Here is a 21,973-nt window from a genome sequence, read left to right on the forward strand (position 1 = left end):
TAGACTCATTAGCCTTGATACTTTTTGATCACTAGCGTCGCGTTCGTACCGCCAAAACCAAAGCTGTTAGACATCACAGTGGTTAGCTCTTGCTCGCGCATTTCGGTCACAATATCAAGGCCATCAGCCGCTGGATCTAAATTGTCAATGTTGATGCTTGGCGCGATAAAGCCGTGGTGAAGCATCAAGGTAGAGTAGATGGCTTCATGCACACCTGCCGCACCCAATGCGTGGCCAGTCATTGCTTTTGTTGCCGAGATAGCTGGGCTGTTGCCAGCGAACACTTCTTGAATGGCACCCAACTCTTTTACATCACCGACAGGTGTGGAAGTACCATGTGTATTGACATAATCCACACTATCTACGGCTTGCATTGCCATCTTCATGCAACGCACAGCGCCTTCACCTGATGGAGCCACCATGTCGTAGCCATCGGATGTCGCACCGTAACCGACGATTTCACCGTAAATTTTTGCGCCGCGAGCCAGTGCATGCTCAAGCTCTTCAACCACAACCATGCCGCCGCCGCCTGAAATCACGAAACCATCGCGGTCAGCATCGTAAGTACGTGACGCTTTTTCTGGTGTTTCGTTGTACTTAGTTGACAGCGCACCCATTGCATCAAACATCATAGTTAAAGACCAATCGAGCTCTTCACCACCACCTGCAAACACAACATCTTGCTTACCCAATTGGATAAGTTCCATTGCATGACCAATACAGTGAGCCGACGTCGCACAAGCGGAGCTCATGGTGTAGTTGACTCCACGGATTTTAAATGGCGTAGCAAGACAGGCTGAAACAGTCGAAGACATAGTACGTGGAACCATGTAAGGACCAACGCGCTTCACGCCTTTTGTGCGCAATGTGTCGACAGCAATAACTTGGTTATACGACGACGCACCGCCAGAACCAGCCACAATACCAGTGCGGTCATTAGAGACCTGCTCTGGTGCTAAACCTGAATCGGCAATCGCTTGTTCCATTGATAGGTATGCAAACGCGGCCGCATCACCCATAAAACGCATCTGTTTGCGATCAATATGGTCAGCAGGGTTCATTTTCAGGCTACCCCACACTTGAGAGCGTAAACCGTTCTCTTTGAACTGCTCAGAAGCGGTAATACCTGATTTTCCTGCTTTTAGAGACGCTAAAACTTCTTCGACGTTGTTACCGATACTTGAAACAATACCCATACCGGTGATTACGACTCGTTTCATGTGACATTCCTATAATTCAAAATTCGCTTAGATAATAACTAAGAAGAATAACAAAAGTGGTCAGCTTTCCCAGAAATTCGTACAATCTCGAGCTATATATCGCCCGATTTCACAGAATTACACCATTATGACCAGCATAACCAACGCAACACTGGGTTGGAATGAAGCGGGCACACCCGTTTCCGACCAATTCGATGACGTTTACTTTTCCAACGTTAACGGCCTAGAAGAGACGCGTTACGTGTTTCTTTCCCAAAATCATATACCACAAAGATGGCACCAATATGACCAAAAACGATTCGTCATTGCCGAAACGGGGTTTGGCACTGGGTTAAATTTTCTCGCTGTATGGCAAGAATTTGATGCGTTTAGGCAACAAAACCCAAATGCGCCATTGCAAGCGCTGCATTTTATCAGTTTTGAAAAATATCCGCTCAATAAACACGACTTGATAACAGCGCACCAAGCGTGGCCTGAATTAGCGACTTATGCGAAAAAGCTTCAACAACACTACCCGATTGCAGTACCAGAATGTCATCGCATTGTTCTTGATGATGGCGCCATTACCCTTGATCTTTGGTTCGGTGATATCAAAGAGTGTATGCCGCAAGTTCCCACAACCGAGCAAGGCGTGGTAGACGCATGGTTTTTGGATGGTTTTGCTCCCAGTAAAAACCCTGAAATGTGGAATCAAACGCTGTTTGAGAATATGGCCAAACTGGCGAAACACAAAGCCACGTGCGCCACTTTTACCGCCGCAGGTTTTGTACGACGCGGATTGATAGAAGCAGGCTTTTCGATGAAAAAAGTGAAAGGCTTTGGCACCAAAAGAGAGATGATTGCTGGTCAACTGGAACACAAAACGCCGTACAGCAATATAAAACCTTGGTTTGCGATTGCGCCGACGACCAATGTTACCGACGTGGCGATCATCGGCGGCGGCATTGCCAGTGCCACATTAGCTAAAATGCTCAATCGCCGCGGTATCAATGTCAGCCTGTATTGCGCTGATGATAAAGCCGCTCAAGGTGCTTCAGGTAACCGACAAGGTGCGGTTTACCCACTACTGAATAAAAACCACAGTGGTGTATCGCGTGTTTTTGCGCCCGCTTTTCTGTTTGCTCGGCAATTTGTTGAGCAAATGGCGCAAACCGTCCCTTTTGATCATGATTGGTGTGGTGTGACCCAATTGATGTGGGATGAAAAATCGACCCAAAAACAGATGGCGATGCTTGAAGGGAAATTTAACCCTCAGCTAATGCACTACTGCGATCAACAAGCAACGTTACAAAACGTCGGCTTACCGACTGACATGGTCAGCTTACATTACCCACTCGGAGGATGGCTTTGCCCTGCTCAACTGACACAAGGCCTGTTTGACCAATTAAGCCAAAGTGAGCGATTCAACGCCTATTTCAATCACGAGGTGGAGTCTTTGCGCTGGGATGAAATACAGCGGCAGTGGACATTAAGTGTTAATGGTAGCGAAAAGCACCATCAGTGTGTGGTCATTGCAAACGGACATCAATTTGACCATTTCGAGCAAACACAAGCGTTGCCACTTGGCAAAGTGAAAGGACAAGTAAGCCATATTCCAACCTCAGAAACATTGCAAAAGCTGAGCAGCGTGTTGTGTTACGACGGCTATATGACACCGCACAACCCCAACACTCAACAGCACTGCATTGGCGCAAGCTATGACCGAAGTCAAATCAACCAAGCATTCGATGCGGCGGCGCAGCAAGAGAATGGACAACGCTTAACCCGTTGTATTAACGACCAAAACTGGACACAGCAAGTCGATACATCTAGCAATCAATCTCGCCAAGGCGTTCGCTGTGTCAGCCGCGATCATTTGCCGTTTGTCGGGAATGTGGGCAACTTTGAACAGATCAAGCTCGACTACCAGCCGTTAACGCCCCAAGATCCGCAACAGACTCCATCTGTGGCTCACTATCCTCATTTGTACTGCATGCTCGGGCTAGGATCGCGAGGGCTAAGTTCTGCGCCATTAATGGCTGAGTTGCTGGCTTCACAAATGAGTGGCGATCCACTTCCGCTTGCTGTTGATGTTCTCGAAACGCTTCATCCAAGTCGAATGTGGGTGAGAAAACTCAAAAAAGGCAAAGCCATCACCGAACGTACTCCTCGATAAAACCCGTCATAGAAAAAAGCCTTACTTATCCAGCAAGGCTTTTTTAATGCTCACTTTTTCACGCGAAAAGCCGTGAAACTTAACGTGAGACGAACTTAAAACGAGACACGAAAGCTATACGAGCTTCGCAACCGCGTCTTTCAATTGTGCCGCCACTTCTGGGTTAGTCACTTGACCCGTAGCCAAGTCAAAATTGTCATAAAAACTCGGTACCGAGACAGACGCTTTTACATTACCACCAAAATAAGGAGCAGAATTATTTGCCGCCGCCAAAACCGATTGCGCGCCACCAGGACCAGGAGAGCTGGCTAGGTAAACAGCAGGTTTACCTTTGAATAGTTCACGGTCAATGCGTGTTGCCCAGTCAAATAAATTTTTGTACGCCGCTGGGTAGTGACCATTATGCTCAGCAAAAGAGATAACAAACGCATCCGCTTGAGCAAGATCACGCAGAAAAGCTTGAGCGCCTTCGGCTTGACCAAGCTCTTTTTCAAGATCTTCGCTAAACATAGGAACGGTATAGTTGTTAATATCAAGCACCACCACGTCTGCACCTTCGATGAGGTGAGCGGTGTAAGTGGCCAATGCTTTATTGATTGAAGTTGAGCTGTTTGATGCTCCAAATGCGATGACTTTCATGGTGTTGCCCTTGTGTGTTCGAATATGGCTTAAGCATAGCGATCGCACAAATTAACAACAACCATAAAAATTTTACGGACTCATTCAAAGAATTCGAATGAGTTAAGTGTGGTCACCTTAAGCTTGGTTGTGAAGCTCGGTCCATAAATCGAACACAATCACACGGTCTGCAGGCGTCAGCTCTGTGCGCGCTTGCTCTAGGCTTTGCTCAATTCGTGCTTTAAACAGAGATAGATCGTCAATTCCTTCATCTTCACACGCGGCTGCAGACAAAGAAATATGACCTCGCAAATAACCACCCGCAAACAATTCATCGTCCGATGCCGTCGCAATACGTGCATCAATCATTTCCAGCAGTTTTTCTTCAAATCCAATAATCATACAACTCTCATTTTCTCTTATTATTTAGCCAGTTACCTGATAGTAAAGTGCTCTAGCCTTAATTCTGTCGTACCATAAAAAGCACGTAATGCATCTGACAGCATCTTCACTCGGGGTGGAAGCCCAACCTGTAAGATAGCGACTACCTCACGATGTACCTGAGTCATAAAGGCGATGCGGTCTGGTTCAAAATCGCCGTGTAGGTTGTCACAACTCACAGTAAAAGGAAAGCCAGCACTGACCGATAAAATCCACTCATACGCTTGAGGGCGAACCTCTACTTTTTCAAATTCGGCTTGGACTTGCGCGGTTCGCCCGTCTGGTTGATACCAATAGCCAAAATCTTCCATCAATCGCCGTTCAGGGCCAGCGACGCACCAATGCGCAATTTCATGCAGTGCCGAGGCAAAAAATCCCCGTGCGAAAATGATGCGGTGATAATTGATTTGTGCATCAGCAGGCAAGTAAATCGGCTCATCACCACCGAGCTCTAAACGCGTATTGAATGGCTCAAAAAAAGTGTCATTGAACAGGGAGATCAAGTCTTGGTAGTGATGTGTCATCGCTCAGTCATGCAGGCAAAAATTTCTCAACGCATTCTCTTATTTTTCTGTAGTCAGGTAAAGCCATTCAATCGCCCCACTTCATTAGTTTTATTAATCGGTCAAACGGTTTCTTGGCATAAAATCTCATTCGCCATCGCCTGACTTTACTACTACACTTGCGCCTCCATTTTTAAGTTCAACCGCTTTCTCGGTTCTTATATACCTAAGGAAGTGCTGTCGGAGTACCGCATTATGTTGCTCAGTGTTTTATATATTATTGGTATTACTGCCGAAGCGATGACTGGCGCATTGAGTGCAGGCCGTCGAAAAATGGATTGGTTCGGTGTGATGTTAGTAGCGAGTGCCACTGCGATTGGAGGCGGTACGGTGAGGGATATTTTACTCGGCCATTATCCGCTAGGTTGGGTGAAGAATCCGGAGTTTTTAGCCATTACCTGTATCGCAGGCGTTCTCACCACAGGCTTAGCTAAATGGGTAATCAAACTCAAAGGGTTGTTCATTCGTTTAGATGCATTGGGGCTAATTGTGTTCAGTATCATAGGCACAAAAGTCGCAATGGGCATGGGTTTGCATCCCGGTATTTGTATGGTTTCTGCGTTGGTCACTGGGGTGTTTGGTGGGTTATTACGCGATTTAATCTGCAGACAAACGCCATTGGTACTGCATGAAGAGCTCTACGCTTCGGTTTCATTAGTCGCTTCAGGGCTTTATTTAACCTTGCTCGCATTCGGCATCAATGATGTCACCAGCACGATAGTAACGCTTATTGCGGGTTATTTATTGCGTATGGCGGCAGTGCGTTTTAAATGGCGTTTGCCTTCTTTCCAGCTTGATGCTGAAAATCAGATTCATTAGCCACAATCCAATGTTAGATATTTGGTTAGATTAGCTGACTTGTTTCGATAAAAAATTCATTCAGCCGCGGAAATTGGCCAAACAGAAAATTGCTTAAAACAAAAGCGCCCTAACAAGAAGGGCGCTTTTCATTTTAATTCGGTTATGCTGGATTAGATTTTAGGCGTTTCTGTTTGAACCGCAAAGTTCTGCCCGCGATGACGAAGTAAGTGGTCCATCAACACAATCGCCAGCATTGCTTCGGCAATGGGCACGGCGCGAATACCAACGCAAGGATCATGGCGACCTTTCGTGATAAGTTGTGTGGGTTCACCCGTGCGAGTAATGGTATCGCCAGGTACTGTAATACTTGACGTGGGTTTAAGCGCAATACTGGCAACAATATCTTGCCCAGTCGAAATACCGCCTAAAATACCGCCGGCATGATTTGAGCGAAAGCCGTTCGGTGTTAGAGGATCTCGATGCTGGCTGCCTTTTTGCTGCACGACATCAAAACCGTCACCAATCTCTACCCCTTTCACCGCATTAATGCTCATCAAAGCATGCGCAATATCCGCATCTAGACGATCAAATACTGGCTCACCTAAACCAACAGGCAGGTTTGTCGCGACAACTTGAATCTTTGCACCGATCGAATCACCTTCTTTTTTCAAATCACGGATCAGTTGGTCGAATGCCGCCACTTTGTCTGCATCTGGACAGAAAAAGGCATTATTCTCAATTTCATTCCAATCCACTTTATCGATACAAACATCACCCATTTGTGACAAGTAAGCGCGAATTTCAACCCCAAATTCTTGTTTGAGATATTTCTTCGCAATGGCTCCCGCTGCCACTCGCATCGCTGTCTCACGTGCTGATGAACGGCCACCACCACGATAGTCGCGAATGCCATATTTTTGATGGTAGGTATAATCGGCATGACCGGGGCGAAACTTGTCTTTAATGTCTGAATAATCGGTTGAACGTTGGTCGGTATTTTCAATTAATAGACCAATCGATGTACCTGTGGTTTTCCCCTCAAATACACCAGAAAGAATTTTGACTTCATCCGCTTCACGGCGCTGCGTTGTATAGCGAGATGTGCCAGGACGGCGACGATCTAGGTCTATCTGTAAGTCAGCTTCTGTAATTTCTAAGCCCGGAGGGCATCCGTCGACGATACATCCTAGTGCGATACCGTGACTTTCTCCGAATGTCATCACTCGAAAATGTTGTCCGATACTGTTTCCTGCCATTACTTCCTCAATATTGATGACACAGAGCGACATGCTCCCTATCACCGCTTCATTCTATTGTTCGTGGATTCATAGTGGCTTTATTACGAAATGATGTAAAGCCCCAAAATAAAGCAATGTGTATTTTTATAATGGATAAAAAAACGCCAGCACTGTGGCTGGCGTTTTTATTGTGCGTACGGCATTAGTCGATATAAAGCGCAAAGTCGCTAGCGCAATCAACCAACTGCTGGCGAGTCAGCATGAATACGCCATGCCCACCATTTTCAAACTCAAGCCAAGTAAACGGAATGTGGTCGTATTGATTCATCATATGCACCATCGAATTGCCCACTTCACAGATCAAAATACCGTTATCAGTGAGGTACCCCGCCGCATTGGCCAAAATACGACGCACCAATTTCAAACCATCGGTACCGGCGGCTAAGCCGAGTTCTGGTTCGTGTTTGAACTCTTTGGGCAAACTATTCATATCTTCTTGATCCACATACGGTGGATTCGACACGATTAGGTCATATTTCTCTTTTGGCAAATCACGGAATAGATCGGAACGGATCGGGAAAACTTGTTGCTCCATACCGTGATCTTGAATATTTTGCTCTGCCACTTGCAGTGCGTCGGTTGAGATATCAATCGCATCCACTTCAGCATCAGGGAACGCGTGGGCGCACGCAATGGCGATGCAACCGCTGCCAGTACACAAATCCATAATACGTACAGGCTCGTCGATCAACCAAGGTTGGAACTGCGCTTCAATCAATTCGCCAATCGGTGAACGTGGCACCAGTACTCGCTCATCCACATAAAACTCAAGGCCACAGAACCACGCTTTATTGGTTAAATAAGCGATAGGAGTACGTTCATTAATGCGCTTAATCACCCGTTCAACAATACGCAGACGTTCGCTGCCTGTTAAACGAGAATTCAGTACATGCGGAGGAACATCAATCGGAAGATAGAGTGTCGGTAGGATTAGCTGAACGGCTTCATCCCACGCATTATCGGTCCCATGACCATAAAATAAGTTGGCGGCATTAAAACGGCTGACCGTCCAACGAATCATATCTTGAAGCGTGTGAAGTTCAGAAACCGCCTCTTCTACAAAAATCTTATCCAAAATTGCCTCCGAAAAGCGCTACAATACTGCCAATATCGATCTGTTAGAAAATGACCAAACCCAATGAGCCAAAAAGAGACCGAACACGATGACGCTTTCGACTTGTTTCGGGATGCAGTAAAGGGCGTTAAAAAGTTGCGACAGGATACCATAATCCAGCCGCCAAACAGAAACCCCAAACAAAAAGAAATCCGCCGTATTGCGCGGGAAGCCAGCGATACCGAATTTTATTTTTCCGATGAGTTTATACCAAAACTCAGCGATGAAGGCCCGACGCGCTATGCTCGTGATGATGTGTCGAAATATGAAGTTAAACGGTTAAGACGTGGCGTCTATGTGCCGGATGTGTTTTTGGATATGCACGGCATGACACAGCAAGAAGCGAAACGAGAACTAGGGGCGATGGTTGCTTATTGTGTGAAAGAAAATATTCACTGCGCTTGTGTCCAACATGGGATCGGTAAACACATTCTCAAACAAAAAGTTCCTCTCTGGCTCGCTCAACATCCTGATGTGATGGCATTTCATCAAGCCCCCCTTGAATTTGGCGGGCATGGCGCGGTGTTGGTGCTGCTTTCTATTCCTGATAAGTGATTTAAACTGACGCTAACCTCAGCATTAACGCTTTTGCCCCAGCATAACGATGAGGATTAATGTCGTAAATCCGGTGGAATCGGCATGTTATTCTCATCGAGTTTGGGTCTTTGACCACCGCGTTTACGATACTGCTTAAGCTGAAAGACATAAGCCAGTACCTGCGCGACCGCCACGAAAAGCCCGTCGGGGATCTCCTGCTCAAGATCGGTTGTGTGATAAAGCGCTCGAGCCAAAGGCGGTGCGGGGATGATGTGTATATCATGCGCACGTGCTACTTCACGAATTTTCATCGCCATGTGATCGACGCCTTTAGCCACCACAATCGGTGCTTTATCCGTATTTTGTTTATAGCGCAGCGCAACTGAGAAGTGTTCTGGGTTGGTGATGATTACATCCGCTTGTGGCACTTCCGCCATCATCCGCCGCTGAGCCGCTTCACGCTGCAACATCCGAATTCGGCCTTTAACCTCAGGTTTTCCTTCCGTATCTTTGTATTCGTCTTTTACTTCTTGCTTGGTCATTTTTAATTGGTCAGCGTGCTGCCAGATTTGGAATGGGATATCGATGGCGACCACGACCAATAAAGAACAACTGATCAGCAACACGAAGTTGAGTAAGATATCGAGCGCATGGAAAATATTTTGTGGATAGACATCCATGCTCAGTTGAAATAGATCTTCTTTCGATGCATTGATCAGATAAAAAGCAACGCCAGAAACAAGCAGTACTTTTAAAATGGACTTAAATAACTCAACCCAACTTTGCAAACCGAACATACGTTTTAAGCCACTGAGCGGGTTCATTTTGGAGGGCTTTGGCATCGCAGCTTCGACAGAAAAGTTAATTCCACCAATGCCAGCCGCGCCAATTAATGCAGCAATAAATAACGTGATTAAGATAAGCGAGAGTGGCAATATCAGGGTCGCAAGAGAACCAGCCGCAATATCAAACAACTTTCCGAGATCAAACACTTCTTCTCGGCTTAAGTTGAAGATTCGACCCATCAAAGCGTACAAGGCTCGGGCTAACGATTCGCCAAACCACATCAATGCAATCGCACCCACTACCAGTACCGAAACGGACGCTAACTCTTTTGAACGAGCGACTTGACCTTTTTTTCGCGCCTCGTCCAATCGCTTGGGCGTGGCGTCTTCGGTACGTTCTTGACCGTCTGACTCTGCCAAACGCGCCTCCTAACAGTTCATACGGATAAGGCGACAAATTTGTTGCTCGCCTTCTAACCAGAATAGTTCGTAGTGACTATACAGGCCGCCTAAAATATACCAACAGAGTAACAAGCCGACCAAAAGCGCAAACGCAAAACCCAACGAGAAAATGTTGAGCTGAGGGGCTGCACGAGTCATCACACCAAATGATAAGTTGACGGTTAATAGCGCAATGATGCCAGAAAGAGACATACTCAGCGCCACTTTAAACATAATTCCCAGCCACAATGCGAGCTCACGAAAATCCACGGTCGTTAATGCCCCATCGCCAATAGGCAAGGTTTTGAAACTGAATACCACCAGTTGGATCATCTTTAAATGACCATCGGTTGCTAAGAAGAACAAGGTCGCTAAAAACATAAACAATTGACCAAGCAAAGGGGTGTTTTGTCCGTTTACGGGGTCGACCATTGAAGCAAAACCTAAGCTGGCTTGCATACCCAATATTTGGCCAAGCATAACAAAGGTTTGGATTATAAACTGGGTGATCATGCCCATTGCAACGCCAATAATAATCTGCTCAAAGGTGGTCAAAAAACCTTTAAATGAAAGTAGTTCAACGGTCTCTGAAACGGCAGGAATCGCGGGCATCACGGCGAAGGTAATAGCCAAACCTAAGTAGAGCCGCACTCGGGTCGGAACAAAGCGGGCCCCAGTGACTGACATCACCATCAGCATGGCGGAAATACGAGTGTAGGGCCAAAAATAGCTAGCAATCCACTCTAAAACGAGGCTTGTTGGGTACTCCATTCAAGCTCCTAGTACAGCACCTGTGGTAGCCGTTCAACGATAGAGAAGAAATACTCCATCAACATCTGCGTCATCCAATGAGCAAAGAACATCAGTGCCAGTAACGTCACAATGAGACGCGGTAAAAAGCTCAACGTCTGTTCGTTAATTGAGGTCGCGGCTTGGAAAATGGCGACCACTAAACCAATCAACAAACTCGGGATGATGATGGCGCACACCATGATAAGCACCATCCACAGTGCGTCTCGAAACAGCTCAACAAAGACTTCAGGAGTCATTCGCGCCCCCGCTATAAAGCAAAACTGCCGGCTAGCGTTGAGAGGATCAAGTTCCATCCATCCACTAGTACAAACAGCATGAGTTTAAAAGGCAGCGAGACGATCATCGGCGAAAGCATCATCATACCCATCGCCATCAAAACAGACGCCACCACTAAATCAATGATTAAAAAGGGTAAAAATAGCATAAAGCCGATTTGAAACGCCGTTTTTAGCTCCGAGGTGATGAACGCAGGGATCAGCACCGCCATCGAGACCTCTTCAGGATTGGTTGCGTCAGAGCCCGATATCTCAACAAAAGTTTCTAAATCTTTGACTCGCGTCTGTTTCAGCATGAAGGCTTTTAGTGGCTCTTGAGCCGTATCAAACGCTTGACGCGCCGTCATCTGCTCATTGAGATATGGCTGCACAGCTTGCTCATTAATGGCGTTGATGACTGGTGACATAATGAAAAAAGTGAGAAAAATAGCGATGCCGATAATTACTTGGTTTGACGGCGTTTGTTGCAGGCCCATTGCCTGGCGCAAGATCGACATCACAATCACGATACGTGTAAAGGAAGTCATCAAAATGACCATGGCAGGCAAAAAACCCAACATGGTCATCAAGGCTAAAATTTGTAGATTGATCGAGTAATCTTGACTGCCATCTGAATTGGTCGTCATGGTAAATGCTGGAATACCGCCACCACCACTGACGCTACCAGCGGCTATCGTTTTAGAGGCGCCACTGTCTTTATTCATCGCCGTTACTGTCACCGTTTCTGCGCCTACGGCGCTGGAAGGAATTGGCGTGGCTAACTCTTGCTCTGAAAACGCAAACGGGGTAAACAATAATGCCACCAGCAACATAGAAAGATGCCATAGATGACCAAGGTAACCCAATGAGGCCGTGCGACTATTTCTTGTCATTTTTCTTTAGCAGCTGAGTCAGTTGACCGGCAAACGGACTGACCTCAGCCTCCTCCTGTTTGAGTGAGGCATCTAATTTTGCGATCAATTGGACGGATTGTGACGTGACTCCGACGAGAAATTGTTCTTCTCCCGCTTGCACAATAACGATACGCTCTTTAGTACCCACTGGCAGTTGACGTACAATGCTCAACCCTTTTTGATTACCGAACGTGGGCACTCGCATTCGTTTTAACACCCAAGCCAAAAAGAGAATTAGCGCAATAACGAACAAAAGCGACCCGAAAGTGGTCGCTAAATCTAAGTGATCATTCGGCGCTGCCATCGCTTGGCTTGAACAGAGCAATAAACCGATCAGTTTTTTCATCCAAATACTTCTTTTTCGTAAACTGACGTTATGCTAACGCAGCTTTTTAATACGCTCAGTCTGGCTGATTACATCGGTTAAACGAATACCGAATTTATCGTTAACCACTACCACTTCTCCATGAGCAATCAAGGTTCCGTTCACCATCACATCCAATGACTCACCCGCGATGCGATCAAGCTCAACCACCGAGCCTTGGTTCAATTGCAGTAAGTTACGAATGCTGATCTTCGAACGTCCCACTTCCATCGAAATGGTCACCGGAATGTCCATGATCGTATCAAGTTTGCGGCGCTCATCTTCGGTGATCGGTGGTGAAGTGTCTTTCAATTCATCAAGAGGCGCGGCCAGAATTTCATCTACATCAATACTAGGCGCGGATGGGTCTTCCCCTAATGCGGCTGCCCATTCGTCTGCCAATCTTTGGTCGTCACTTGGTTCCATCTTCGTTACCTACTCTATTATTCTTCGTTATCTTCTTCGTCATCATCTTCAAATTCAGACATGATGTCTTTACCTAAAAAGGCGAGATCCGTTTTTACTACATCAGGGCGTTTAATTTTTTCAGAGACTTGAACCGCCAGTTTTTCACCAGAGCGGCCCATTTTCACTCGGTAAGTAGGCAGCTCTTCAACAAACATCGTTGCGTTTTTGGGCATTTTAATTGGGATGATATCGCCTACTTGTAGATCCATTAAGTCACGCAATGAAATGTCTTGTTCTAATAAATTGACTCGGAAATTGACGGGTACATCCATGATCTCTTCGCGCAGTGCAGAACTCCAACGCACATCGGTTTCCATTTTATCCGACTGGACACCCGCATCGAGTAACTCACGAATGGGTTCAACCATCGAATAAGGCATGACCACGTGGAAATCGCCGCCGCCGCCATCGACTTCGATATGAAACGAGCTCACTACGATCACTTCCGTTGGGCTGACGATGTTAGCCATACTTGGGTTCACTTCTGAATCCAAATATTCAAACTCAACGCCCATCACCGGTGACCAAGCTTCTTTGTAGTCACCGAAAACAATTTTTAACAGTAATTGAATGACACGTCGTTCTGTTGGCGTAAATTCGCGCCCTTCAATTCGAGCGTGGAAACGGCCATCGCCCCCAAAAAAGTTTTCCACCAAAATGAAGACTAAACGCGCTTCCATCGTGACCAACGCGGTCCCTTTTAACGGACGAAAACGCACCATGTTCAAACTGGTCGGAACATAAAGCGTATTTTGGTATTCACCAAACTTCATCATCTGTACGCCGTTGATCGACACTTCAGCCGTTTTACGCAGCATGTTGAACAAACTAATACGCATGTGACGAGCAAAACGTTCGTTGATAAGCTCCAGCGTAGGCATGCGCCCACGGACGATACGGTCTTGTGAAGAGAAGTCAAAGTTAATCGCCGACTTATCGGCAACATCGTCATCGTCTTCCGCCTCATCAACACTGTCTACACCATGAAGCAGGGCATCAATTTCGTCTTGGCTTAATAAATCAGTCACTTCTCACCTACTGCATTACAAAATCAGTAAACAACACTTTTTCGATCACAGGTTGCCCAACCGCTTTAGTGAGTGCCGCTTTAATGTCATCGGTCGCCTTATCTCTCAGCTCAATTCGCCCGGTAGGGCTACGAAGCTGTTCCACAGTGGCAGACGCAAAAGTGGCCAGTAAAGAGCTTTCCACTAAAGGTGAATGGTAACGTGCAAGGCTTTCATTTTCAGAACCCCGCACCATCAACTGCACTTTGATTTGCACCAACCGATCTTTCTTATCACCCGTGACGTTAAACACAAACGGCTGTGCAATATTAACGTAAGCCACAGGATCCGTTGGCAAAGCTTGCTGCGCTGCGGGGGCTTGCTCACTCGTGGCTTCACCCTCATCTCCGCTCATCAAAAAGAAAGCTGCACCACCACCAAGCAGTAACACGACGGCAGCAATAATGATAATCAGCAGTTTTTTCTTCCCTTTGGGGGCTTCCGCGCCTAACTCTTCATCGGCCATAATGTTCTCTATGTCGTTATTTTTAATATTAGTTTAAGCGTAATAACTGATTCCATCACGCTTTGATGCGACATTCAAATCAAGTTTGACGTCTGTATCAAGGTTTTCTTCGTCTAAATAGCTTCCGTTGCGCGCCAATTGACCAGATTGGGCATCCCCGTCGGCAGTGTAGCGCGCTTGTTGCTGACCAGCGCTCTGTTGTTGGACAGAGGTCTCACCCAACTGCACACCTTGTTGTGCCAACATTTCTCGTAGCCTTGGCATAGATTGTTCAATCACATCACGTGCTTGATGGTTAGCGACCGTAAAATGAACCGTCGTATGATCACCATTCATATTCATACGAATTTGTAAACGCCCCAATTCCGGTGGATCTAAGCGAATATCGACATGTTTAAGGTTTTTCGACATCATCATTTGCAGCCGTTCCGCCATTTGCTCACTGGCCATTTCTCGGTTAAGCAACAAAGGAGGCTGTTGCGCGGCTTGCAAGTTGTCAGCACGGCTCTGCGTCGCGTTCAAACCATGTTGCCCCAAAGCACTCGAAAGCTGCTGCGCTAATGTGCCCTCTTTTTGCTCTTGAGCCGACCCTGCATCATTCACACCCGATAACGCTTTCGCGCCTAATCCGGCTTTGAATAGCGCGGGGTTGAGTGGCAATTCAGCATGGGTTGCAGCTGGTATCGCGGCCGCATTCGCTAACTGTTGTATTTGTACATTGGATAACTCATTGCTTGCTGTCACAAGAGGTGACGATGCTAGTGCGGCTTTGTCTGCCGCCGCGGCAGCCTGCATGGTTTGAGATTGTTGCTGAGCTAAGGCTTGCTGAACAGAATGGGCTAATGAAACCGGCGTATTTTTACCCTTGAGGACCGTTTCACTTTGTGCCACGTCTAGAGGTAATGCTTGCCCTTCGGCAACAACTGTGTTCGCCCAAGGAATGGCAGCGGCAGTCAATAACGCCTCTGTGGGCAGTCCTTGCTGATCATTTTCCGAATCGGTTTGAGGTGTATTCGTAGATGGAGAGAGTGGCAACTTGCCCTCTGCTAAATTTGTTGTCAATTGTGAATCAAGTGCTTGCGCTTCAACCAAAGGTGATGGCTCTATGAGCATGGTGTTGTCACTTTTTGCCACCGCGTTAACTGCTGCATCGCCAACTTCAGTTGTGGCAAGTAAAGTGGCCTCATCTTCTATCGCTTGCGACAAAGCGCTTGCTTGCACTGACTTTGTATCTTGAGGCGGCTGAATGAATTTTCGGACTGATTCCGGCAGGATGAGTTCACCATTCTCTTCAGTCTCTGCGTTTAAGCTTGATGCCGTAGGTGAACCTTCCGCAGCAATCAAACGCTCTTTGCCCTGCTGAATAGGCAGCACACGCTCTGCATCTTGTTCCGTGATGTGCTGATCAGATAATGGAGCTTGCTCATTCACTGACGTCGGTGCTACTGGTTCAGTAGTGGGTTTAGCGAATGCATCCTGTGCTGATATTTGCGCAGCCGCTGGCGCTTTTTGCTCCACTTGATCCGAGGAGTCACCTGCGTTGTCGTCGATTTGCACGTCTACCAGATGAGTGTTTTGTGGCAAGGTTTTGCCGTTTTGGTCAGCAAGTGCTTGATTGGCGCTATTTAAACGGCCAAGGATTTCATCGCCATCGCTCATAACCTGTGCTGTTTTCAGCTGAAGAGCGGAGTCATCAACCTCTGCTGAAGGGGGTGATTTTGTTTGCACGGTAGCAAGATCAGCCTCTTCACTCAATGCCTCACCAAGTTCTTTATCTAACAAGGCATCGCTACTTTGGGCTGCCACGTCATCGGTGAGCACAGCTCCCTCATCCAGCGCCTTAAAGTCGGTTTCTGCCGAAGATTCAGTGCTACGACCCATAATGAGGGCGGTCAGTTTTTCAAAAAAACCTTGAGATTCAGAACCTTCACTCACCGCATCAGAGCCTGCTTTACTCACGCTGGCCATTTTAGAGGTGTCGGATGGTGTTGTAATATTTACATTCATATCCATGATGCTCGCACTAAAAACAGAGGATGACGCGGATTCATTATTGACCAGTAAGCCATGTTTCATCATTTTTTGACGATGGCGCAGTGGATTAACCTAATGAACTCCGTGATTAGTCAGAAGCAAGAAATGAGCCAAGCCTTCAATATCGATAAGAAAGTATGACACCCATCTTATTGGACACGTTGACGACTTGAGGCGTCAGTGACTTAAAACTTATTTTGATTAAAACTTATGTTGCTTAAAACTTGTGTTGATTAGAACGTTGCCGACTAAAGAGCAGTGTAGAAAACTCATCCATCTGCTTCTGCTCTCGTTTATCTTGCAGACGTTGCGCTTCTATCTGTTTTTTTTCAATGAGCCATTCGTAAGAGCGTCGCTGTTTTCTCACTTCCATCCAATGCTCTTGGCAGTTCTCTACCTGATTTTTGAAGTGTTGTTCTGCATCTCTTTGTTTGACAAGGGTTTCATCTAACTGGGTAAGAAATCGGTTTAAGTGTCCATATTGGCTCGCCGTCAAACCCGACATGCCGCGCTCCATAAGCTGCTGACAATAATCCAGTCGGTATTGTTCAATCTGCGCTAACTGCTTGTAATAACTCTCTAACTCATCACGCGATTTAGATAACGCCATCACGGCTTTTTCTTCTTTGTCTTTGGCTTGGTCAAGCAAAAACTCGAGTGCGTTATCCATCGATTACCCCACTTGTAAAACGTGCTTGAGCATATTGACGCACATGTCGTAAGGAACCGAATCCTTCATCCCTTGCTGCAAATATTCATCCAGTCTAGGTTTTAGCGTAAATGCACTGTCAATCGCAGGGTCCGTCCCCGGCTTGTAAGCACCGATAGAGACGAGATCTTGATTTTTCCGGCAGATGGAGAGTATTTGACGCACCGCTTTCGACATCAACAGATGTTCATCGGTGGTGATTTGTGGCATGACACGGCTGACCGATTTCTCTACATCAATCGCTGGGTAATGTCCGGCATCGGCCATTTCACGTGATAAAACAATGTGACCATCAAGAATGGCTCGCGATGCATCAGCGATCGGGTCTTGTAGATCATCCCCTTCGGTGAGCACGGTAAAGAAAGCGGTAATCGATCCTTGGTGAGGACCGCCATTTCCCGCTCGTTCAACCAAGGCGGGCAGTTTAGCAAACACCGATGGCGGATAACCTTTTGTGGCTGGCGGCTCACCCACAGATAACGCAATTTCACGTTGCGCTTGGGCAAAACGAGTCAACGAGTCCATGAGTAGCAATACATCTAACCCTTGATCACGAAAGTATTCCGCAATCGCTAACGCGGTTTGACAGCCTTTTAAACGCATCAACGGTGAGGAGTCCGCAGGCGCGGCTACCACCACTGAACGTTGACGTCCATCAACGCCTAAAATCTCTTCTATAAACTCTTTTACTTCGCGGCCACGTTCACCAATCAGCCCCACCACCACCACTTGAGCGGTTGTGCCACGAGTCATCATGCCAAGCGTTACCGACTTACCGACACCAGAACCGGCAAATAAACCAATCCGCTGCCCTTTACCCACCGTCAGTAAACCGTTGATCGCTTTTAGGCCAACGTCCAGAGGTTCTGTTATGGGTTTGCGAGCTAATGGATTGATGGGGTCAGCATTAAACGATGCGCGCTTTTCGGTATAAATAGGCCCCAGCCCATCGAGTGGATTACCGACACCATCAATCACCCGTCCAAGCAGCTCCATCCCGACTGGTAGGCCAGCATCCCCTGTCATTGGGGTAACTTTAGCTCCGGGCAGTACGCCTGTTATCTGTTCGCTGGGCATCAGATAGAGGTTATCGCCAGAAAAGCCAACCACTTCCGCTTCCATTTCTCCTGACATGGTTTCTACTTTACATAAGCTACCAATAGGAGCTTTACAACCGGTAGCCTCAAGGGTTAAACCAACCACACGGACCAGTTTGCCCGATGCCATTGGGCGGCAGGTTAACCCTTCGGTTTTATATTGACTAAGGCGATCGGCAAGAGACAACACTATTGATCACCTTGTTGGTGACGATTGGTGCCACAAAAACTTTTCAACACGCTACGAATACGATCTTCCATTCGATAATTCACACTCGATTCACCTGCTTCAATCTGGACGTCACCGCGATTTAATGCCGGCTCTTTAACTAATGTCCAGTTTCGGAAATCCAGCTCTTTTTCGCCATAAGCAGAATGAATCACTTCAACATCTTCTGGATGGAGTTTTAATGTGATGGCATGACCAGATACAGGCAGGGACTCAACCGACGATTTGACGGTATCTAAGATCACTTGCGGGTTGGTTTGTACCTCAACGTGAACGACTTCTTTGACCAAGGTTAAAACCATATCGACCAGCTGTTTTTCGACTTGGGCATTCATCAACTCTAGCGGTTGAGCAAATTGATTGGCAAGACCAACGAAAATATCAACCTGCTGCTGGATGAGGGTTTGCCCTTCAGCGACACCCTCGGTTTTGCCTTGCTCAACACCTTCTTGGTGTCCTGCAATCAGCCCTTCTTCTTTGCCTTTTTCATAACCTTGTTTGAATCCGGCTTCTTGGCCTTGGTGCAAACCTTCTTGATAAGCCCCTTGTTTGATCTGGCCAATCTCTTCTTCGCTGAGTTGCAGAGGCTCTTCAACCACAGGCTCATCAAAACTTGGCATCCAACCGGGGTCGTAGTTCATTGCCGTTTCTTTGGCTTTTTTATTGATCTCTGCGCCGTAGTCCGGCAACCCCCACTTTTTGGCTTGTTCAATATTAGCGTCTGCATCTAAACGTAAAAAGCCGCGTTTTCTTTCTCCAGACATAATGCTACCTATTGTTGAGTCAGGGTTAGATTATAAGAATTCGTCTGCGCCGCCAGACAGCATAATTTCGCCACTGTCGGCCATACGACGTGCAATCGCCAGAATCTCTTTTTGCGCCGCTTCGACATCTGATACTTTAATCGGAGGCATGGCTTCCAGATCATCTTTCATCATCTCAGCTGCACGTTTTGACATGTTTTTGAAGATCTTCTCACGCAATGCGTCATCAGCACCTTTAAGTGCTTTTTGCAGTACATCTTGCGGTACATCACGCAGCAATTTTTGAATGCCTTGGTCGTCCACTTCGACTAAGTTTTCGAACACGAACATCAGATCTTGGATCTGCGTTGCCATGTCTTCATCTTGCTCACGCATCTGATCCATGAGGATGCCTTCGATATTGTTATCGAGGTAGTTCATGATATCAGCCGCGGCTTTCAAGCCACCAATTTTCGCCGCTTGCGCGCCCGCTTGACCGGCAAATTGTTTCTCCATGATTTCATTCAACTCAGCCAATGCCGAAGGTTGTACTTCTTCAAGGTTGGCAATGCGCATCAATAAGTCTAAACGGTCACGTTCAGCAAACTGTGCCAAAATTTCAGCCGATTGATCCGGTTCTAAATACGATAAAACAATGGTTTGGATTTGTGGGTGTTCATTAACAATGATGCTCGCCACTTGTCGTGGGTCCATCCATTTCAATGAATCCAACCCTTTTGAACCCGTGCCAAGCAAAATTTGATCGACCAAGTTATTGGCTTTATCGGCACCTAATGCAGCGATAAGCGCGTTACGCATAAAGTCTTCGCTGCCCATACCGATATTGGTGTATTTCTGAATATCTTCGAGGAAAGCACGATGCACCGCGCCGACTTTCTCTTGGCTAAGCTCTTTCGCTTTCGCCATCGCGCTACCGACTCGTTGTACCTGTTTAGGTTCAAGATGGCGGATGATGCCAGCGGCGTCCTCTTCGTTTAAGCTCAACAACAAAATAGCCGCTTTTTCATCACCAGAAATTGTTGAAATATCAACCGATGATTCTGTCACTTCTGTTCCACTCTTATTTTTATTATCAGGCATTTTGCATCCAATTCTTCACTACTTGAGCCGCAAGTTCAGGCTCATTGGCCACTAGAGCACGCACCGCTTTCAGTACATCCTCATCCTTGTGTAAGTTTGGCAAATCAATACCGGAACCAAACTCAAAGAGATCACCGCCATCAATACCACTGCCAATTAAACTGGTTTCACCATCAGCACCAATCGGTAAACCATCAGGTCCGTACATTGGGTCATCATCATCCGCAGCAGGGTTGAGCAGTTTTTTCAGCGCAGGGCGAACCAGCACCAGCACCACAACCACAATAACCAAGGCACTAGCAAACCAGCGTACCCAATCGTTGAAGTTTGGATGCTCCCAAATAGGGACATCAACCATTGATTCAACTTCAGGCACGGCAAATTGCATGCTCAAGACATTCAACAAATCGCCACGGTTTTCATCAAAGCCAACCGTCCCAATCAATACTTGTCGCACGGCGCTAATTTCACTTTCGCTCAAGGGAGTATAGGTGACTTCGCCAGTCTCTGGGTTAACCGATGGTCGGTTTTTAATCGCCACCGCAACGGTCTGACGATTCACCACACCCGATTGTTTACGTTCATGACTGATGGTGGTATCGAGTTCAAAATTGCGCGTGGCTTCTTTGTGCACAGAACCTTGCCCAAGAACCGAGCCATCTTTCATCTGCGCGACGTCTTGTGGGATCGAAGCATCCGCAGGTGGCTGATTACTTAATGCACCTGGAACGCCAGCCACCACATTGCCGTTGTTATAGTCTTCAAGCGTATATTCGCTGCGTGTCGCTGGCGTATTCGGGTCAAAGCGTTTACGCGTTTGTTCAATGGCACTGAAATCCAGTTGGATATCCACTTGGGCGGTGTAATTACCAAAACCTAGAATAGGGATTAATACCGAATCAATTTTGTCACGCAGCGCCTCTTCTTGCTTGCGTTCAAGTTCTTGTTCTTTACGGCGGGCTGACGACACAGGATCTTGAGAGCCTGAGCTGAGCAACCGACCATGTTGATCAGTCACGGTAATTCGATTGGGTTTCATCCCTGGCACGGCACTGGCGACCATATCGACAATAGAGTCGACCTCTTCTTGTTTAAGGTTCGCGCCAGTTCGCAAGGTAAGAAATACGGAGGCAGAAGCATCTTGGTTATGACGAACAAATACGCTTTGCTTAGGCAGCGCCAATAACACACGAGCTTTGTTGACGAGCTTCATCTCTTCAATCGCTTTGGCAAGCTGACGTTCACGGCTAAGTTTAAGGCGCTCTTGCTCAAGGCGCTGAGAAACACCAAAGCCCATGTCTTGCATCAAGATTTCATCGCCCGCTTGCTTGTTTTGATTTAACCCTGCACGGACGAGGTTGAGTTTTAAGCTGTTGTATTCACTGGATGGCACTAAGATAGTATTACCATCTAGTTTGTAGGTCAGTTTCTGCTGATCAAGATAATCGAGGACAGGAATAAGTTCTTCGGTTTCATAAGCGCCAAGCGGGCGCATTTCAGGTTCTCGAACCCAAAAGAACAACATGACAATCAGTGCCACACAGATGGAAATAGAGAGGACTAACACCACCTGGCGCAACAAGTCCAAGTCGCCCATCGCAAAATCACTTTTGGATGAACTCTTCTCTTCAAGATCTGGGTTTTGCGTGTCCATGTCTAGATCTGAGCTCGCCATTAAAGCGTGGTCAGAACCACTGGTCACGGTAAGATCGGTTGTTTGCTTATCTTCTGCCACGGCGGC

23 protein-coding genes are annotated in these 21,973 nt (G+C 46.8%); 3 read left to right on the forward strand and 20 right to left on the reverse strand.

Features of this window, described 5'->3' with window-relative positions:
* Nucleotides 1-8 precede the first annotated feature (8 nt).
* Nucleotides 9-1,220, reverse strand: coding sequence for a beta-ketoacyl-ACP synthase I (gene fabB / locus AACV12_RS04130; RefSeq protein WP_013856332.1), 1,212 nt, complete (start codon nt 1,218-1,220; stop codon nt 9-11).
* Between the two features lie 127 nt (nt 1,221-1,347).
* Here fabB and mnmC point away from each other — a divergent pair, with 127 nt between their 5' ends.
* On the forward strand, nt 1,348-3,375 hold the full coding sequence (gene mnmC / locus AACV12_RS04135; RefSeq protein ID WP_170899971.1) for a bifunctional tRNA (5-methylaminomethyl-2-thiouridine)(34)-methyltransferase MnmD/FAD-dependent 5-carboxymethylaminomethyl-2-thiouridine(34) oxidoreductase MnmC: 2,028 nt from the start codon (nt 1,348-1,350) through the stop codon (nt 3,373-3,375).
* 114 nt (nt 3,376-3,489) lie between these two features.
* Here mnmC and AACV12_RS04140 read toward each other — a convergent pair whose 3' ends face one another.
* The 3 genes from AACV12_RS04140 to AACV12_RS04150 form a co-directional block, all read right to left on the reverse strand.
* A complete protein-coding gene (locus AACV12_RS04140; RefSeq protein ID WP_026027294.1) occupies nt 3,490-4,014 on the reverse strand; it encodes an NADPH-dependent FMN reductase in 525 nt (174 codons plus the stop codon).
* A 117-nt stretch (nt 4,015-4,131) separates the two neighbouring features.
* A complete protein-coding gene (locus AACV12_RS04145) occupies nt 4,132-4,395 on the reverse strand; it encodes a YfcL family protein (RefSeq protein WP_013856329.1) in 264 nt (87 codons plus the stop codon).
* Between the two features lie 32 nt (nt 4,396-4,427).
* A complete protein-coding gene (locus AACV12_RS04150) occupies nt 4,428-4,958 on the reverse strand; it encodes an elongation factor P hydroxylase (protein ID WP_170899972.1) in 531 nt (176 codons plus the stop codon).
* Nucleotides 4,959-5,192: 234 nt separating this feature from the next.
* Here AACV12_RS04150 and AACV12_RS04155 point away from each other — a divergent pair, with 234 nt between their 5' ends.
* Nucleotides 5,193-5,816: a trimeric intracellular cation channel family protein gene (locus AACV12_RS04155; RefSeq protein WP_094165167.1), complete on the forward strand. Its 624-nt coding sequence runs from the start codon at nt 5,193-5,195 to the stop codon at nt 5,814-5,816.
* Nucleotides 5,817-5,968: 152 nt separating this feature from the next.
* On the opposite strand, the gene aroC is transcribed toward AACV12_RS04155, so the two are convergent.
* On the reverse strand, nt 5,969-7,054 hold the full coding sequence (aroC, locus tag AACV12_RS04160) for a chorismate synthase (RefSeq protein WP_026028357.1): 1,086 nt from the start codon (nt 7,052-7,054) through the stop codon (nt 5,969-5,971).
* A gap of 184 nt (nt 7,055-7,238) precedes the next feature.
* Nucleotides 7,239-8,171: a 50S ribosomal protein L3 N(5)-glutamine methyltransferase gene (prmB, locus tag AACV12_RS04165; protein ID WP_013856325.1), complete on the reverse strand. Its 933-nt coding sequence runs from the start codon at nt 8,169-8,171 to the stop codon at nt 7,239-7,241.
* Between the two features lie 63 nt (nt 8,172-8,234).
* Between prmB and smrB the strand changes: the two genes are divergently transcribed.
* Nucleotides 8,235-8,765, forward strand: coding sequence for an endonuclease SmrB (smrB, locus tag AACV12_RS04170; RefSeq protein WP_013856324.1), 531 nt, complete (start codon nt 8,235-8,237; stop codon nt 8,763-8,765).
* A gap of 56 nt (nt 8,766-8,821) precedes the next feature.
* Here smrB and flhB read toward each other — a convergent pair whose 3' ends face one another.
* From flhB to fliF, 14 genes are all read right to left on the reverse strand, one after another.
* Nucleotides 8,822-9,952, reverse strand: a complete 1,131-nt coding sequence (gene flhB, locus AACV12_RS04175) for a flagellar biosynthesis protein FlhB (RefSeq protein WP_013856323.1) — start codon at nt 9,950-9,952, stop codon at nt 8,822-8,824.
* A 9-nt stretch (nt 9,953-9,961) separates the two neighbouring features.
* Entirely contained in the window at nt 9,962-10,744 is a 783-nt protein-coding gene (gene fliR, locus AACV12_RS04180) for a flagellar biosynthetic protein FliR (RefSeq protein ID WP_013856322.1), read from the reverse strand.
* 8 nt (nt 10,745-10,752) lie between these two features.
* Nucleotides 10,753-11,022, reverse strand: a complete 270-nt coding sequence (fliQ, locus tag AACV12_RS04185; protein WP_013856321.1) for a flagellar biosynthesis protein FliQ — start codon at nt 11,020-11,022, stop codon at nt 10,753-10,755.
* Nucleotides 11,023-11,033: 11 nt separating this feature from the next.
* Nucleotides 11,034-11,873 carry a flagellar type III secretion system pore protein FliP gene (gene fliP, locus AACV12_RS04190; RefSeq protein ID WP_017042736.1) on the reverse strand — a complete coding sequence of 280 codons (840 nt, stop codon included), beginning with the start codon at nt 11,871-11,873 and terminating at the stop codon, nt 11,034-11,036.
* A gap of 46 nt (nt 11,874-11,919) precedes the next feature.
* A complete protein-coding gene (fliO, locus tag AACV12_RS04195) occupies nt 11,920-12,300 on the reverse strand; it encodes a flagellar biosynthetic protein FliO (protein WP_170899973.1) in 381 nt (126 codons plus the stop codon).
* A gap of 33 nt (nt 12,301-12,333) precedes the next feature.
* A complete protein-coding gene (gene fliN / locus AACV12_RS04200) occupies nt 12,334-12,744 on the reverse strand; it encodes a flagellar motor switch protein FliN (RefSeq protein WP_010318705.1) in 411 nt (136 codons plus the stop codon).
* A gap of 17 nt (nt 12,745-12,761) precedes the next feature.
* Nucleotides 12,762-13,814, reverse strand: a complete 1,053-nt coding sequence (fliM, locus tag AACV12_RS04205) for a flagellar motor switch protein FliM (RefSeq protein WP_013856317.1) — start codon at nt 13,812-13,814, stop codon at nt 12,762-12,764.
* Nucleotides 13,815-13,821: 7 nt separating this feature from the next.
* The gene (gene fliL / locus AACV12_RS04210) at nt 13,822-14,319 is read right to left on the reverse strand and encodes a flagellar basal body-associated protein FliL (RefSeq protein ID WP_013856316.1); all 498 of its coding nucleotides are present in this window, start codon (nt 14,317-14,319) and stop codon (nt 13,822-13,824) included.
* 33 nt (nt 14,320-14,352) lie between these two features.
* Nucleotides 14,353-16,398, reverse strand: a complete 2,046-nt coding sequence (locus AACV12_RS04215; protein WP_170899974.1) for a flagellar hook-length control protein FliK — start codon at nt 16,396-16,398, stop codon at nt 14,353-14,355.
* A gap of 172 nt (nt 16,399-16,570) precedes the next feature.
* The gene (gene fliJ / locus AACV12_RS04220; RefSeq protein ID WP_010318709.1) at nt 16,571-17,023 is read right to left on the reverse strand and encodes a flagellar export protein FliJ; all 453 of its coding nucleotides are present in this window, start codon (nt 17,021-17,023) and stop codon (nt 16,571-16,573) included.
* A gap of 3 nt (nt 17,024-17,026) precedes the next feature.
* A complete protein-coding gene (gene fliI, locus AACV12_RS04225; RefSeq protein WP_013856312.1) occupies nt 17,027-18,349 on the reverse strand; it encodes a flagellar protein export ATPase FliI in 1,323 nt (440 codons plus the stop codon).
* Nucleotides 18,349-19,152 (reverse strand): flagellar assembly protein FliH, encoded by an 804-nt coding sequence (gene fliH, locus AACV12_RS04230; protein ID WP_013856311.1) that lies wholly within the window; start codon nt 19,150-19,152, stop codon nt 18,349-18,351. The genes fliI and fliH overlap by 1 nt, the downstream gene beginning before the upstream one ends.
* 30 nt (nt 19,153-19,182) lie before the next feature.
* On the reverse strand, nt 19,183-20,232 hold the full coding sequence (gene fliG, locus AACV12_RS04235) for a flagellar motor switch protein FliG (RefSeq protein WP_013856310.1): 1,050 nt from the start codon (nt 20,230-20,232) through the stop codon (nt 19,183-19,185).
* Entirely contained in the window at nt 20,225-21,967 is a 1,743-nt protein-coding gene (gene fliF / locus AACV12_RS04240) for a flagellar basal-body MS-ring/collar protein FliF (protein ID WP_013856309.1), read from the reverse strand. Before fliF ends, fliG begins: the two co-directional genes overlap by 8 nt.
* Between the last annotated feature and the right edge of the window lie 6 nt (nt 21,968-21,973).

The organism is Vibrio sp. 2-2(8), from assembly GCF_963888495.1.
Taxonomy (GTDB): Bacteria; Pseudomonadota; Gammaproteobacteria; order Enterobacterales; family Vibrionaceae; genus Vibrio; species Vibrio anguillarum.

Coding starts and splice junctions, on each gene's coding strand:
- AACV12_RS04145 (WP_013856329.1), bottom strand. CDS start 4,395: ATGATTATTGGATTTGAAGAAAAACTGCTGGAAATGATTGATGCACGT.
- mnmC (WP_170899971.1), top strand. CDS start 1,348: ATGACCAGCATAACCAACGCAACACTGGGTTGGAATGAAGCGGGCACA.
- fliJ (WP_010318709.1), bottom strand. CDS start 17,023: ATGGATAACGCACTCGAGTTTTTGCTTGACCAAGCCAAAGACAAAGAA.
- fliO (WP_170899973.1), bottom strand. CDS start 12,300: ATGAAAAAACTGATCGGTTTATTGCTCTGTTCAAGCCAAGCGATGGCA.
- fliG (WP_013856310.1), bottom strand. CDS start 20,232: ATGCCTGATAATAAAAATAAGAGTGGAACAGAAGTGACAGAATCATCG.
- smrB (WP_013856324.1), top strand. CDS start 8,235: ATGAGCCAAAAAGAGACCGAACACGATGACGCTTTCGACTTGTTTCGG.
- AACV12_RS04215 (WP_170899974.1), bottom strand. CDS start 16,398: ATGATGAAACATGGCTTACTGGTCAATAATGAATCCGCGTCATCCTCT.
- fliH (WP_013856311.1), bottom strand. CDS start 19,152: ATGTCTGGAGAAAGAAAACGCGGCTTTTTACGTTTAGATGCAGACGCT.
- aroC (WP_026028357.1), bottom strand. CDS start 7,054: ATGGCAGGAAACAGTATCGGACAACATTTTCGAGTGATGACATTCGGA.
- AACV12_RS04150 (WP_170899972.1), bottom strand. CDS start 4,958: ATGACACATCACTACCAAGACTTGATCTCCCTGTTCAATGACACTTTT.
- fliN (WP_010318705.1), bottom strand. CDS start 12,744: ATGGAACCAAGTGACGACCAAAGATTGGCAGACGAATGGGCAGCCGCA.
- fliL (WP_013856316.1), bottom strand. CDS start 14,319: ATGGCCGATGAAGAGTTAGGCGCGGAAGCCCCCAAAGGGAAGAAAAAA.
- fliP (WP_017042736.1), bottom strand. CDS start 11,873: ATGTTGCTGGTGGCATTATTGTTTACCCCGTTTGCGTTTTCAGAGCAA.
- AACV12_RS04140 (WP_026027294.1), bottom strand. CDS start 4,014: ATGAAAGTCATCGCATTTGGAGCATCAAACAGCTCAACTTCAATCAAT.
- fabB (WP_013856332.1), bottom strand. CDS start 1,220: ATGAAACGAGTCGTAATCACCGGTATGGGTATTGTTTCAAGTATCGGT.
- AACV12_RS04155 (WP_094165167.1), top strand. CDS start 5,193: ATGTTGCTCAGTGTTTTATATATTATTGGTATTACTGCCGAAGCGATG.
- fliR (WP_013856322.1), bottom strand. CDS start 10,744: ATGGAGTACCCAACAAGCCTCGTTTTAGAGTGGATTGCTAGCTATTTT.
- fliQ (WP_013856321.1), bottom strand. CDS start 11,022: ATGACTCCTGAAGTCTTTGTTGAGCTGTTTCGAGACGCACTGTGGATG.